General features: G+C 70.1%; 11 protein-coding genes. 4 read left to right on the top strand and 7 right to left on the bottom strand.

Annotated elements, in window-relative coordinates; all coding sequences use genetic code 11:
* Positions 1-3: 3 nt before the first annotated feature.
* From QQS16_RS30630 to QQS16_RS30605, 6 genes are all read right to left on the bottom strand, one after another.
* Positions 4-2,076, bottom strand: a complete 2,073-nt coding sequence (locus tag QQS16_RS30630) for a beta-galactosidase (RefSeq protein ID WP_286065283.1) — start codon at positions 2,074-2,076, stop codon at positions 4-6.
* Entirely contained in the window at positions 2,073-2,756 is a 684-nt protein-coding gene (locus QQS16_RS30625) for a YesL family protein (RefSeq protein WP_286065282.1), read from the bottom strand. The genes QQS16_RS30630 and QQS16_RS30625 overlap by 4 nt, the downstream gene beginning before the upstream one ends.
* On the bottom strand, positions 2,753-3,124 hold the full coding sequence (locus QQS16_RS30620) for a GH39 family glycosyl hydrolase (RefSeq protein ID WP_353479699.1): 372 nt from the start codon (positions 3,122-3,124) through the stop codon (positions 2,753-2,755). Before QQS16_RS30620 ends, QQS16_RS30625 begins: the two co-directional genes overlap by 4 nt.
* A complete protein-coding gene (locus QQS16_RS30615) occupies positions 3,121-4,758 on the bottom strand; it encodes an ABC transporter substrate-binding protein (RefSeq protein ID WP_286066509.1) in 1,638 nt (545 codons plus the stop codon). Before QQS16_RS30615 ends, QQS16_RS30620 begins: the two co-directional genes overlap by 4 nt.
* 122 nt (positions 4,759-4,880) lie before the next feature.
* Complete coding sequence (locus tag QQS16_RS30610; protein WP_286065281.1) at positions 4,881-5,798, bottom strand: carbohydrate ABC transporter permease; 918 nt, start codon at positions 5,796-5,798, stop codon at positions 4,881-4,883.
* On the bottom strand, positions 5,792-6,787 hold the full coding sequence (locus tag QQS16_RS30605) for an ABC transporter permease (protein ID WP_286065280.1): 996 nt from the start codon (positions 6,785-6,787) through the stop codon (positions 5,792-5,794). The genes QQS16_RS30610 and QQS16_RS30605 overlap by 7 nt, the downstream gene beginning before the upstream one ends.
* A 264-nt stretch (positions 6,788-7,051) precedes the next feature.
* Here QQS16_RS30605 and QQS16_RS30600 point away from each other — a divergent pair, with 264 nt between their 5' ends.
* Both QQS16_RS30600 and QQS16_RS30595 read left to right on the top strand, forming a co-directional pair.
* Complete coding sequence (locus tag QQS16_RS30600) at positions 7,052-8,074, top strand: acetylxylan esterase (protein ID WP_286065279.1); 1,023 nt, start codon at positions 7,052-7,054, stop codon at positions 8,072-8,074.
* Positions 8,075-8,209: 135 nt separating this feature from the next.
* Positions 8,210-8,335, top strand: coding sequence for a hypothetical protein (locus QQS16_RS30595; protein ID WP_286065278.1), 126 nt, complete (start codon positions 8,210-8,212; stop codon positions 8,333-8,335).
* Between the two features lie 426 nt (positions 8,336-8,761).
* Here the strand turns inward: QQS16_RS30595 and QQS16_RS30590 are convergent, their stop codons facing one another.
* The gene (locus tag QQS16_RS30590) at positions 8,762-11,596 is read right to left on the bottom strand and encodes an aconitate hydratase (RefSeq protein ID WP_286065277.1); all 2,835 of its coding nucleotides are present in this window, start codon (positions 11,594-11,596) and stop codon (positions 8,762-8,764) included.
* 344 nt (positions 11,597-11,940) lie between these two features.
* Between QQS16_RS30590 and QQS16_RS30585 the strand changes: the two genes are divergently transcribed.
* The gene (locus tag QQS16_RS30585) at positions 11,941-12,141 is read left to right on the top strand and encodes a DUF4236 domain-containing protein (protein WP_031057408.1); all 201 of its coding nucleotides are present in this window, start codon (positions 11,941-11,943) and stop codon (positions 12,139-12,141) included.
* A gap of 73 nt (positions 12,142-12,214) precedes the next feature.
* The gene (locus QQS16_RS30580; RefSeq protein WP_286065276.1) at positions 12,215-13,744 is read left to right on the top strand and encodes a helix-turn-helix domain-containing protein; all 1,530 of its coding nucleotides are present in this window, start codon (positions 12,215-12,217) and stop codon (positions 13,742-13,744) included.
* Positions 13,745-13,864 lie beyond the last annotated feature (120 nt).

The raw sequence follows: 13,864 nt of genomic DNA, 5'->3' as shown, positions 1-13,864 counted from the left end.
CCCCTACGGGATCCGCAGGATCGCCGTGCCGAGCGGGTCCACGGTCAGCGGCTCGCCCTGCTCGGCACGCTTGCCGGTCAGCAGGTCGGTGGCGGTGGCGTGGACCGTCAGGTGGGCCGCCTCGGGGGCGTGGTTGAGCAGGAAGAAGAGGCGGGTGCCGTCGGGGGTGACGCGCGTGGCGGTCTCCAGGCCGGGCCGGCCGGCGTACGGGCCGAGGAGGTCGTGCCGGGCCAGGACACGGCGTACGACCTCGTCGACGCCTGGCTGGTCGAGGGCGGTGGCCACGTACCAGGCCTCGCCCTCGCCGTGGCGGTGGCGCGTCACGGCCGGGGTGCCGGCGTAGAAGTCGGCTCCGTACGTGGCGACGGGTTCGGCGCCGCGCGGCTGCACGATCTCGAAGACGAGGCGTGCCTGGTAGGCCGACTCCTCCAGTCGTACGGGCTGGACGACGTCCTGCGGGCGGGCGTCCCATTCGTCGACGCGGATGCCCATGAGGGGGGCCAGCGGGCCGGGGACGTCGGTGAGGAAGGCGCGGTCGTGCTCGTCCACACGGCCGGAGAGGAAGGTGGCGAGGACCGTGCCGCCCCGCGCCGCCACCCCTTCCAAGCGGTCCGCCAGGTCGCCTTTGATCATGTGCAGGACGGGGGCGAGGACCACGTCGTACGGGCTGAGGTCGGCGGTCTGCGGGACGACGTCCACGTCGGCGCCGGCCTCCCGGGCGGCCCGGTAGTAGGTGTGGACGGTGTCCTGGTAGCGGACGAGGCGGGAGGGGCCGTCGGAGATCTCCAGGGCCCACCAGCTGTCCCAGTCGAAGAGCAGGGCGGTGCGGGCGGGCGTGCGGGCGCCGAGGCTCGCGTCACCGAGCAGCTCCAACTCGCGGCCCAGGCCGGCGACTTCGCGGAAGACGCGGGTGTCGTCACGGCCGGCGTGGCCGATGACCGCCCCGTGGTACTTCTCGCAGGCGCCGCGTGCGGCGCGCAGCTGGAAGTACAGGGCCGCGTCGGCTCCGTGGGCGATGGCCTGGAAGGTGGCGAGACGGAGTTCGCCGGGACGCCGGAGCGGGTTGACGTCACGGCAGGCGGTGGTGGACGGGGTCTGTTCCATCAGCCAGAAGGGGGCACCGTCCTTGAGACCGCGCATCAGGTCGTGGGCGAGGGCGGGCCAGGTGGGCGGGGCGTCCAGGGGCGGGTAGCTGTCCCAGGAGACGAAGTCGAGGTGGGGCGCCCAGCGGTGGTAGTCGAGGGGGCGGAACATGCCCATGAAGTTGGTGGTGACGGGCGTGTCCGGGTCGTGGGCGCGGATCGCCTCCTTCTCGGCGAGGAAGCAGCCGAGCAGGGCGTCGGTGGTGAAGCGGAAGTAGTCGAGCGTCGTGCCCTGGAAAGCGGTGTGGTCGGGGCCGCGCCAGTGCTCGGTGAGAGCGCTCGGCGGCTCGATCTCGCCGAAGTCGGTGTAGCGGTGGGACCAGAAGGTGGTGCACCAGGCGTCGTTGAGGGCGTCGAGGCCGGCGTACCGGTCCCGCAGCCAGTCCCGGAAGGCCTCGGCGCACAGGTCGCAGTAACAGGCGCCGCCGTACTCGTTGTTGATGTGCCAGGCGAGCAGCGCCGGGTGCCGCGCGTACCGTTCGGCCAGGCGTGCCGCCAGGTCCGTGGCGAGGCGGCGGTAGGCCGGTGAGCTGGGGCAGAAGTGGTGGCGCTGGCCGTAGCGGTGACGGCGGCCCTCGAAGTCGGTGCGGTTGACCTCGGGGTACCGCTTCGCGAGCCAGGGCGGGACGGCGGCGGTGCCGGTGGCGAGGCAGACCCGGCGGCCCTCGGCCGCGGCCCGGTCCAGGACACCGTCGAGCACCGTGAAGTCGTGGGTGTCCTCGGCGGGTTGGGTAAGGGACCAGGCGAAGACGCCGACGGTGAGGGTGTCGATGCCGGCCCGGGTGAACAGGCGGTGGTCCTCGTCCCGGACCGGCTCCGGCCACTGCTCGGGGTTGTAGTCGCCGCCGTAGGCGATCTTTCCGGTGGGCGGGAGCCCGCCGTCGGTTCCGGTGTGCGTGAGCTTGCCCTCGGTTCCGGTGTGCGGCTCGGTCATGCGGTGAAGTCCTCCTGGGTCTCGGCGATCACCGGGCGGCTGCTGTGGAGCAGGGACAGCAGCAGCGGGGCGGCCAGCAGAGCGGGCAGGGCCTCGGTCAGCAGGGCGGTCCCGGCGGCGGCCAGGACATACACGGAGGCGGCGCCGAGGGTGGCGCGGCCGTGCCGGAACAGGAAGTACCCGGCGAGGCGGGCGGTGTCCCGGGCACGGAACGCGAACAGTGAGGTGAGCACCAGCGCGTGCGCGCCCCACAGCAGGGCGCCGGCGCCGACGCCCGCGAGCAGCGCCGCCCACCAGGCGGGCAGGCCGGTGGCGGGGAAGTGGGTCAGGGTGAAGGCGATCACGGTGAGCCAGGCGAGCAGCGGCGTCCACAGCTTCAGGGCGGGGAGCGCGTTGAGGCGCCAGCCGCGCCAGTAGGCGCGAGCCGGGTGGAGGTCGGTGAGGTCGCGGTCGCGGTGGTGGAGGGCGTAGAGGGCGGCGGACAGGGCCGGGCCGAGGGGCAGCAGGCACACGGCGGCCAGCGGGAGGTCGGCCGGATCGGTCCCGACGAGCAGCAGGGCGGCCAGGCCCGGTGAGGCGGCGGCGAGCAGCAGGGCCTCGACCGTGACCAGGGTGTGGATCAGCGCGGCGGCACGGGAGAGGGGGCCGTCGCCGAACGCGGTGGCCTGCGGCGCGCTCATGACGCGGCCTCCTGGCCGAGGAGCCGGCGCTCGTCCCACCAGGGCGGTGTCTCGTCCTCGACCGAGGTCACCCCGGGTTCGGTGGAGGGGCGGAGGACGAGCTCCTGGTACGCGTCGATGACCTGGTCGACGTGGGTGAACGAGTGGCGGACCTGGCGGGTGCCCTGCCACGCGTAGGGCCGGTACACGCCCATGCCGTCGTTGAGCGGGCGGTGCCCCCGGATGTGCCGGAACCCGATCTCGCGCTGGATCAGGGCGAGGGAGTCCTGGTGGTCGCGGCGCAGGGCGAGGTCGAGGCGGCCGGTGGAGACGCAGTGGCGCCAGGCGCCGGAGAGCCGGCCCCTCGGCTCGGCGGGGACGCGGATCACCCGTTCTCCTTCTGGAAGCGGTCGTGGGCCCGGTTGTGCATGTCGACGAGCCGGTCCATGTTCTTCGCCTTCAACTCGCTGACGTAGGCGTCCCATTCGGACAGCGGGCGTTTGCCGAGGGCGAACTTGAGGGTGTTCTGCGTGACGTGGTCCCTGAGCGGTGTGTCCCACAGCGAGGCCTGCTCCTGCTCGACGGACTGCAACGGGTGGGCCGGATCGACGGGCAGCGCCTGCCGCTGGGCCATCGCGTCCTGGAACCTCCGCTCGTCGGGGCTGAACGAGGAGGACACCAGCTCCCAGCTGCCGCCGTAGGTGAAGACGCCGTTGAAGAAGCCGTAGTCCTTCTGGAGGTCCTTGGGGGCGTCCGGGTCGGAGCCCATCAGGCTGATGCCGGGCCGGAGCCGGTACCGCCCGCCGGGCCGGGTGTACGTGACGCCCTCGACGCCCCACTTGCAGAGCTTCTGGCCCTCGTCCGAGTACCACAGCCAGTCCACGAACTGCATCATCGCGACGAAGCTGTCGCTCTTGAGGGCCTCGCTGGAGATCATGACGCCGTTCTCCAGCCGGGCGCCGCCCAGCACCACCGGGCCGGCCGGTCCGACCGGGACCGGGATCATCTCGATCTTCGCTCCCTCGACCTGCTTCTCCAGGTTGTAGCGGTAGTTCTGCACCAGCTCCTGCGGGTTGGCGCTGATCGCGAAGCACTTCCCGCCCAGCAGCTTCTGCACCGCCGCGTCGTCGGTCTGGGTGAAGCTCTCCGGGTCCATCAGCTTGTCGGCGACCAGTTTTCTCAGGTACTCGACCACCTGGCGGTAGCCGTCGGACGCGCCGGTGAACACGAACTCCTCGGCGTCCGCGTCGAAACTGATGTTGTCGTACGTCCAGCCGGCCCGGACGCCGTGCGCCTGGCCGAGGTAGCTGAGCAGGGCGGCCACCGGGTACGGGGTGTTGGTGCTCCAGCGGTCGGAGAGCGGGTAGCGGTCGGGATACTCCTCCCTGAGCGCCGCGAGGACGTCGTACACCTCGTCCCAGGTGGTGGGCAGGCTGAGGCCCAGCCGGTCGAGGACGTCCGTCCGAAGCGACAGCGAGTAGCCGGACCTGGCCTTCTCGTGCAGGCCCGGCAGCAGGTAGTACTTGCCGTCGGACTGGCGGAAGGAGTCGAGTTCCGGCTCCAGCTTCCACTTCTTCACCTTCGCCCGGAAGTTGGGCATCAGGTGCGTGTAGTCGCTGACGGGGAGGATCGCGCCGGAGGACACGAAGGCGACCTCCGAGGGGTGGTACGTCTTGGGGATCAGGAAGGGGGCGTCGCCCGCGCCGATCAGCACGCTGCGCTTCTTCTCGTAGTCCACCAGGGGCACGTCGACGAGCTTCAGGGTGACGCCGGTGCGCCGGGTGACCTCCTTCCAGAACAGCCAGCCGCTCTTCGTCGGGTAGACCGGGTTGTTGTTGTGCAGGAGCGAGAAGGACAGCGGCTCGGCGGCCTTGAACTGCTGGCCGACCCGGAACTCCTTCATCGCGCCGTTCTGCTTCTTCGACAGGTCCTTGCCGTCGCCGCCGTCGTCACCGCTGCCGCAGCCGGTGAGCGCGGCGAGGCCGGCGAACCCGGCGGCGGAGAGGATCTGGCGGCGCGACAGCCGGCCGGTGTTCCGTCCGGCGTGCTGCCCGGCGGCGCGGCCCGCGTGCGTCTGGCCTGCGTTCTTCACGGAGAACTCCTTTGTTCCGTAGGCGAAGGGAGGGCTCGCGGCGGTCTCGGCGGTCAGCCCTTGACCGCGCCGAGCATCACGCCCGAGACGAAGTAGCGCTGGACGAACGGGTACACGCAGAGGATCGGCAGCGCGGTGAGCACGATGGTGACCGCCTGGATGTTCGCCCCGACCTGGCTGAGCTGCTCCGTGCCGGCGCCCGCGTTGCCGCCGCCGGTGGCGCCCGAGATGAGGTTGCGCAGATAGACGGTGACCGGCATCAGCTCGGTCCGGTCCATGTAGAGGAAGGCCCCGAACCAGGAGTTCCAGAAGGACACCGAGTAGAAGAGGACCATCGTCGCGACGACCGCCTTGGACAGCGGCAGCACGATCCGCAGCAGCACGCCGTACGTGCTCAGGCCGTCGATCTGCGCGGCCTCCTCCAGCTCGGTCGGCAGGCTCTCGAAGAAGGCCTTCATCACCAGCAGGTTGAAGACGCTGATCGCGTTGGGCAGCGCGATCGCCCACACGCTGTTCTTCAGGCCCAGGTTGGTGATCAGGAGGTAGTGGGGGATCAGTCCGCCGGTGAAGAACATGGTGAACACGGCGATGCCGACGAGCGCGCCGCGCCCCTTGAGGTCCTTCTTCGACAGGACGTACGCGTAACAGGTCGTCAGGACCATGGCGACGGCGGTGGCGACCACCGTGTACAGCACGGTGTTGCCGTAGTTCCGCCAGAACATCGCGTCCTCGAGCACGATCCGGTACGTGGTGAGGTTGAACCCCTTGGGCCACAGGGTCACTTCACCGGCCCGGATCTGGCGCTCGGCGCTGAACGAGCGGGCGATGATGTTGACGAAGGGGTACAGGGTGACCAGCACGACCAGAGTCAGGATCACCCCGTTCACGCCCTGGAAGACGCGGTAGCCGCGGGTCGGCTGGTCGACGGAGGTACGCGGGCGCTCGGGGCGCCCCGACAGCAGGCTCACCACAGGCTCGTCCCCACGGTGCGGCGCGACAGCTGGTTCGCGGTCGTGATCAGCACCAGGCCGATGACCGCCTCGAACAGCCCGATCGCGGCGGCGTAGCTGAAGCTGTTGGACTCGACACCGGTCCGGTAGAGGTACGTGGAGATCACGTCACCGGTCTGGTAGGTCAGCGGGTTGTACAGCAGCAGGACCTTCTCGAAGCCGACCGCCAGGAACGTGCCGATGTTGAGGATCAGCAGCGTGATCATGGTGGGGCGGATGCCGGGCAGGGTGACGTGCCAGATCTGCTGCCAGCGGTTGGCGCCGTCGATGCGCGCGGCCTCGTACAGGTCCTCGTCGATCGTGGTGAGCGCGGTCAGGTAGAGGATCGTGCCCCAGCCGGCGGTCTGCCAGATCTCCGAGCCGACGTAGATCGTGCGGAACCACTCCGGCTCCTGGATGAAGCGGATCGGCTCGTGCCCGAACCAGCCCAGGACGTGGTTGACGGGGCCGTCCGTGGCGAGCATCTGCAGGGTGATGCCCGCGACGATCACGATCGACAGGAAGTGCGGAAGGTACGACACCGACTGCACGAACCGCTTCAGGGAGCGCCTGCGCACCTCGTTGAGCAGCAGCGCGAGCACGATGGGGATCGGGAAGCAGAAGACCAGGGTGAGCCCGCCGAGCCACAGGGTGTTGCGGAACACCTGCCAGAAGGTCGGGTCGGTGAGGAACATGCGCACGTAGCGCAGCCCCACCCACTGCTCGCCGAAGATCGAACCGCCGGGCTCGAAGCGCCGGAAGGCGATGACGTTGCCGGCCATCGGCAGGTAGCGGAAGACCAGGAAGAACAGCAGCGGCAGCACGGCCAGCGAGTACAGCTGCCAGTCCCGGCGCAGCGCCCGCCGCCAGCCGGTACGCGCGGCCGTCCGCGGACGGCGACGGGGTGAGGCTCTGGCCGGCGGCGGGTCCTGGGTGCCCGGCGGTGGGGCCGATGTGGTGGAGGTGCTCATGCTCGGGCCTCCCGTGGGGGGACGCGGAACCGAAACTTTCGAGCGCTTACCGGTAACTTCGCGGCAACTTAGGGGCAGCAGTAAGCGCTGTCAATGGGAGCGGCACACGGGAATGCCGGGGCGCGACACAACTCCGTCGCCCTGGATTCACGCCTGGGCGAGGGTGGAAGAGATGAAGGGATCGGGGCGATGACATCGGAACTTTCTGGCCGGTGACCGCAACGATCGGACCGAGCCGCCCCGTTGACGCTGTGAGGTGCCCGCGTGCCCGCGTTCGACCTGCCGCCGAAGGAACTCGAGCACTACCGGCCGGACCTCGAAGAGCCCGCCGACTTCGACGCGTTCTGGCTCGCCACACTCCAGGAGGCCGCCGGGGACGACCCGTTGCTGTCCGTGCGGCCGGTGGTGACCGGCCTGCGGCTGACGCGGACCTGGGACGCGACCTTCCGCGGCTTCGCCGGGGACCCGGTGCGGGCCTGGTTCAGCCGTCCGGCGGGGACGGCCGAACCGCTGCCGACGGTCGTCGAGTACGCCGGCTACGGCCGCGGGCGCGGGCTGCCGCACGAGCGGCTGACCTGGGTGAACGCCGGGTACGCGCATCTGCTGATGGACAACCGGGGGCAGGGCGACCAGTACGGCTGCGGCGGCGACACCCCGGACCCGCACGCGGGCGCGTCGGGCGGTCCGGGCCCCGTGGTGCGTGGCCTGCTCGACCCGCGGGACCACCACCACCGACGCCTGATCACGGACGCGGTCCGCGCTGTGGCCGCCGTGCGCGCGCTGCCGGGCGTGGACGCCGAACGCGTCGCCGCCGTCGGCAACAGCCAGGGCGGCGGACTCGCCCTGGCCGTCGCGGGACTGGTCCCGGACCTCGCGGCGGTCGCGGTCACCGCCCCCTTCCTGTGCGGGATCCGGCGTGCCCTGGACCTCACCGACGCGCCCCCGTACGGCGAGATCACCGCGTACCTGTCCGTCCACCGGGGCGCCGAACAGGCCGCGTACCGCACGCTCTCCTACCTGGAGGGCGTCTCCTTCGCCCGGCGCGCGCGGGCCCCGGCCCACTTCGGGGTGGGCCTGCGCGACACGGTGTGCCCGCCGAGCGGGGCGTACGCCGCCTTCAACCGGTACGGGGAGCTGACCGGCGCGGACCCCCGCAGGGAGATCCACGCCTATCCGTACAACGGCCACGAGGGGGGCGACGCGGTACATGTGCGCCGCCAACTCGACTGGGTAGCAGAGGTGTTGAGCGAGCGGGCCGGGGGTGGGTCGTTGAATGGCGCGGAGTGAGTCCTGATCGGCTGCGCGCTCCGGCGCCGGGACGGGCCGCCTTCGACCGGCAGCGGCGGCGGCTGACGCCGTGCACGCGGTCGGGGTTTGTTTTTTCAAAGGTGCCGGCCACTGGCTCCTGACTCAGGGAGAGAGATGTCCACTGCGACGATCGGTATCGGATTCGAGGACAATCCGGCGGCGACCTGGGCCCTCGGCGGATTCGTCCTGGTCGCCGCCGCCCTGCTCGCCTACTGGAGCTACCGGCGGGGAAAGCGGTAGCCGGCCGTCCCCCGAGGCCCGGGGCCGGCCGCGCGCTGTGCGCCGGCCGTTTACAAATGGGCCGCTCGGCGCTAACTTCCGGTACAGGTAGGTGGGAGCGCTCCCACCGGGCGGACCGGAACCCGCCCCTGACGGTCGCTCCCACCTCCCGTACCGCCTCGCCCGGACGCGAAGTCGCCTGCCGCCGGCCCCGGTACCGAGACCGGCTGCCGCGGGCGGCCTGTGTCTGTCGCCGGGGTCGAATCGCGAACTCCGTGTGTCCCGGGGGCGCTGTGCACGTCGATCCGCCCGCTGTGGGCCGTGGTGACCGCCGCCGCGATGGCGAGGCCCGGTCCGGAGCCGCCCGCTCGATGACTCGGACGAACACGGCGGAGGGCCGCACCCCCGTCACCGGGAACGCGGCCCTCGACTGCCCTGCCGTACCGCTTACTTGCGGATCAGGCTGCGGAGCACGTACTGCATGATGCCGCCGTTGCGGTAGTAGTCGGCCTCACCGGGGGTGTCGATGCGGACGACCGCGTCGAACTCCACGCCCGTGTCGGTGGTGACCTTCACCGTGCGCGGGGTGGTGCCGTTGTTCAGCTCCTCGACACCGGTGAAGGAGAAGGTCTCCTCGCCGGTGAGGCCGAGGGTCTCGGCGGACTGGCCCTCCGGGAACTGGAGCGGCAGGACGCCCATGCCGATGAGGTTCGAGCGGTGGATGCGCTCGTACGACTCGGCGATGACGGCCTTGACGCCGAGGAGCGCGGTGCCCTTGGCGGCCCAGTCGCGGGACGAGCCGGAGCCGTACTCCTTGCCCGCGAGGACGACGAGCGGGATGCCCTGCTCGATGTAGTTGCGGGAGGCGTCGTAGATGAAGGCGACCGGGGCGCCCTCGACGGTGAAGTCGCGGGTGTAGCCGCCTTCCGTGCCCGGCGCGATCTGGTTGCGCAGGCGGATGTTGGCGAACGTGCCGCGGATCATGACCTCGTGGTTGCCGCGGCGCGAGCCGTAGCTGTTGAAGTCACGACGCTCCACACCGTGCTCGGTGAGGTACTTGCCGGCCGGGGTGTCGGCCTTGATGGCGCCGGCCGGGGAGATGTGGTCGGTGGTGACCGAGTCGCCCAGCTTGGCCAGGACGCGCGCGCCCGTGATGTCGGAGACCGGGGTGGTCTCCATCGTCATGCCCTCGAAGTACGGGGGCTTGCGGACGTACGTCGACTGCGGGTCCCACTCGAAGGTGTTGCCGGTCGGGATCGGCAGCGCCTGCCACTGGGCGTCGCCCGCGAAGACGTCGGCGTAGGACTTGCTGAACATGTCCTCGCCGATGGCGTTCGCCACGACGTCGTTGACCTCGGCCTCGGAGGGCCAGATGTCCTTCAGGTAGACCGGGTTGCCGTCCTGGTCGGCGCCCAGGGCTTCCTTGGTGATGTCCACCTTCATGGAGCCGGCGAGGGCGTACGCGACGACCAGCGGCGGGGACGCCAGGTAGTTCATCTTGACGTCGGGGTTGATCCGGCCCTCGAAGTTCCGGTTGCCGGAGAGGACCGAGGTGACCGCGAGGTCGTGGTCGTTGACGGCCTTGGAGACCTCCTCCGGCAGCGGGCCGGAGTTGCCGATGCAGGTGGTGCAGCCGTAACCGACCAGGTTGAAGCCGACCTTGTCGAGGTAGGGGGTCAGGCCCGCCTTGTCGAAGTAGTCGGTGACGACCTTGGAACCCGGGGCGAGGGTGGTCTTGACCCACGGCTTGCGGGTCAGGCCCTTCTCCACGGCCTTCTTGGCGACGAGCGCGGCGGCGACCATCACGTACGGGTTGGAGGTGTTGGTGCAGGAGGTGATGGCCGCGACCGTCACCGCGCCGTGGTCGATCTCGTACGTCGAGCCGTCGGGGGCGGTCACGGTGACCGGGCGGGACGGGCCGGCGCCGGGGACGACGGCGGAGTGCTGCGGGGCACCGGCGCCGTTGTCGTCGTTGCCGTAGGCCGGGGCGTCGCTGGCCGGGAAGGACTCGGCGCTCGCCTCGTCCACCGGGGACTGCACGCCGTGCGGCTGCTCCTGCGCGGGGACGCCCGGCTTGCGGTCGTCGCCGCCGGTGACGCCGGCTTCGACGTAGTTGAGGACGTCGGCCTTGAACTGCTCGGCGGCGTTGGCGAGGACGATGCGGTCCTGCGGGCGCTTCGGGCCGGCGATCGACGGGACGACCGTGGAGAGGTCGAGCTCCAGCTTCTCGGAGAAGTCCGGCTCGGCCTTCGGGTCCAGCCACAGACCCTGTTCCTTGGCGTACGCCTCGACGAGCGCCAGCTGCTGCTCGCTGCGGCCGGTCAGCTTCAGGTACTTGATGGTCTCGTCGTCGATCGGGAAGATCGCGGCGGTGGAGCCGAACTCCGGCGACATGTTGCCGATGGTGGCGCGGTTGGCGAGGGAGGTGGCGGCCACGCCCTCGCCGTAGAACTCGACGAACTTGCCGACGACGCCGTGCTTGCGCAGCATCTCGGTGATCGTGAGCACCAGGTCGGTGGCGGTGGTGCCGGGGGTCAGCTCACCGGTGAGCTTGAAGCCGACGACGCGCGGGATGAGCATCGAGACGGGCTGGCCGAGCATCGCGGCCTCGGCCTCGATGCCGCCGACGCCCCAGCCCAGCACGCCCAGGCCGTTGACCATGGTGGTGTGCGAGTCGGTGCCGACGAGGGTGTCGGGGTAGGCCTGGCCGTTGCGGATCATGACCGTGCGCGCCAGGTGCTCGATGTTCACCTGGTGGACGATGCCGGTGCCCGGCGGGACGACCTTGAAGTCGTCGAAGGCGGTCTGGCCCCAGCGCAGGAACTGGTAGCGCTCGCGGTTGCGGCCGTACTCCAGCTCGACGTTCTGCGCGAAGGCCTCGTGCGTGCCGAACTTGTCGGCGATGACGGAGTGGTCGATGACCAGCTCGGCCGGGGAGAGCGGGTTGACCTTCGCCGGGTCGCCGCCGAGCTCCTTGACGGCCTCACGCATGGTGGCGAGGTCGACGACACAGGGCACGCCGGTGAAGTCCTGCATGATCACGCGGGCCGGCGTGAACTGGATCTCCTGCGACGGCTGACCCTGCGAGTCCCAGCCGCCGATGGCGCGGATGTGGTCGGCGGTGATGTTGGCGCCGTCCTCGGTACGGAGCAGGTTCTCCAGGAGAACCTTGAGGCTGTACGGCAGGCGGGCCGAGCCCTCCACCTTGTCCAGCCGGAAGATCTCGTACGACTCGTCGCCCACCTGCAGCGTGCTGCGGGCGTCGAAGCTGTTCGCCGACACGACAGTCTCCTTCATTTTGGTGCGCTTACCACCGCATCCTGCCGCCAGGCCCCCTTGGCCGATCCGCTAAGGTCAGGCTAAGTTAGGCATGCCTTACTGGAGTGGCGACTGCGGTACGCCTCGGCAGATATCTCGATGTCGAGATAACTCTAGTACATGGGGCCCGGTTGGTCATGCCCGGGCCACTGTCCCGTCTCAGTTCCCGGGCATCCGACGGCCGCCGCCGCGCGGGAGGCGGCCGGGCGCTGCCGCGCGAGAGGCGGCCGGGCGCTGCCATCAGTTCGCCGAGCGGGGGTATCCGACTGGCGTTGGCAGCAACCGACCGAACCCGAGGAGAGGCCCCCATGCCGCTCACGTTCCGCAAGAGTTTCCGGATCCTGCCCGGCGTGCGCCTGAACATCAACCGGCGCTCGTGGTCCATCACCACCGGCGGCGGCAGCCACGGCCCGAAGCACACCCACAGCAGCACGGGACGCCGTACGACATCGATGGATCTGCCCGGACCGTTCGGGTGGCGTCGCACCCGTACCGCCAAACGCCGCTGACGGCCCCTCACGTCTCTCACCCGTACGGATCCCCCAGAAGGCTCCATCTCATATCTGAGATAGCCTCGACCCCATGGCAGACGACTACCTCGTACGCATCGGCAAGCTCATCCGTGACGCCCGGCAGCACAGGGGCTGGACACAGGCGCAGCTCGCCGAAGCGCTCGGCACCAGCCAGAGCGCCGTCAATCGCATCGAGCGCGGCAACCAAAACATCAGCCTTGAGATGATCGCTCGAATCGGTGAAGCACTGGACAGCGAAATCGTCTCTCTGGGCTATGCGGGCCCGATGCATCTGCGGGTGGTCGGCGGCCGTCGGCTCTCCGGCGCCATCGACGTGAAGACGAGCAAGAACGCGTGTGTGGCACTGCTGTGCGCCTCCCTGCTGAACCGGGGGCGCACAGTGCTGCGCCGGGTGGCCCGCATCGAGGAGGTGTACCGCCTGCTGGAGGTGCTCAACTCCATCGGCGTGCGCACCCGCTGGATCAACGACGGCGTCGACCTGGAACTGGTGCCGCCCACCGAGCTGGACATGGCGGCGATCGACGCCGAGGCGGCCGTTCGGACGCGGTCCATCATCATGTTCTTCGGCCCGCTGCTGCACCGCATGGACCGCTTCAAGCTGCCCTACGCCGGCGGCTGCGACCTCGGTACGCGGACCATCGAGCCGCACATGATCGCACTGCGCCGGTTCGGGCTGGACATCGCGGCGACGGAAGGGCAGTACCACGCCCTCGTCGACCGCTCCGTCCGTCCGGACCGGCCGATCGTGCTGACCGAGCGCGGGGACACGGTCACCGAGAACGCGCTGCTGGCCGCCGCCCGGCACGACGGTGTCACGGTCATCCGCAACGCCTCCTCCAACTACATGGTCCAGGACCTGTGCTTCTTCCTGGAGGCCCTGGGCGTCCGGGTCGAGGGCATCGGCACCACCACGCTCACCGTGCACGGCGTGCCGAACATCGACGTGGACGTCGACTACTCCCCCTCCGAGGACCCGGTCGAGGCGATGAGCCTGCTGGCCGCCGCCGTCGTCACCGAGTCGGAGCTGACGGTCCGCCGGGTGCCCGTCGAGTTCCTGGAGATCGAGCTCGCGGTCCTGGAGGAGATGGGCCTCGACCACGACCGCACGCCGGAGTACTTCGCCGACAACGGCCGCACCCGGCTGGTGGACCTCACCGTCCGGCCCTCCAAGCTGGAGGCACCCATCGACAAGATCCACCCGATGCCGTTCCCCGGCCTGAACATCGACAACGTCCCGTTCTTCGCGGCCATCGCCGCCGTCGCGTCGGGCAAGACACTGATCCACGACTGGGTCTACGACAACCGCGCGATCTATCTGACGGACCTGAACCGACTGGGCGGCCGGCTCCAGCTCCTCGACCCCCACCGGGTGCTGGTCGAGGGCCCGACCCGCTGGCGCGCCGCCGAGATGATGTGCCCGCCCGCGCTGCGGCCCGCCGTGGTCGTCCTGCTGGCGATGATGGCGGCCGAGGGCACGTCCGTCCTGCGGAACGTGTACGTCATCAACCGGGGGTACGAGGACCTGGCCGAACGGCTGAACTCGATCGGGGCGCAGATCGAGACGTTCCGGGACATCTGACCGGTGGAGTGTCATGCCCCTGGGAGACGAGGGGCATGACACTCCTCAATGCCTGCTGACCTGCGGTTACACACTTGCGCGACCCTCCATTGATCATCGCTGCTTTTCATCACCTTGTGC

Origin of the sequence: Streptomyces sp. ALI-76-A, assembly GCF_030287445.1 — a bacterium.
Taxonomy (GTDB): domain Bacteria; phylum Actinomycetota; class Actinomycetes; order Streptomycetales; family Streptomycetaceae; genus Streptomyces.
The sequence above is the reverse complement of the archived record's forward strand: the minus strand, read 5'-3'. Positions and strand labels throughout refer to the sequence as shown.

What these genes read in the sequence shown, in the direction of transcription:
- QQS16_RS30580 (WP_286065276.1), top strand. Translation starts at nt 12,215, where the DNA reads ATGGCAGACGACTACCTCGTACGCATCGGCAAGCTCATCCGTGACGCC.
- QQS16_RS30585 (WP_031057408.1), top strand. Translation starts at nt 11,941, where the DNA reads ATGCCGCTCACGTTCCGCAAGAGTTTCCGGATCCTGCCCGGCGTGCGC.
- QQS16_RS30630 (WP_286065283.1), bottom strand. Translation starts at nt 2,076, where the DNA reads ATGACCGAGCCGCACACCGGAACCGAGGGCAAGCTCACGCACACCGGA.
- QQS16_RS30595 (WP_286065278.1), top strand. Translation starts at nt 8,210, where the DNA reads ATGTCCACTGCGACGATCGGTATCGGATTCGAGGACAATCCGGCGGCG.
- QQS16_RS30605 (WP_286065280.1), bottom strand. Translation starts at nt 6,787, where the DNA reads ATGAGCACCTCCACCACATCGGCCCCACCGCCGGGCACCCAGGACCCG.
- QQS16_RS30625 (WP_286065282.1), bottom strand. Translation starts at nt 2,756, where the DNA reads ATGAGCGCGCCGCAGGCCACCGCGTTCGGCGACGGCCCCCTCTCCCGT.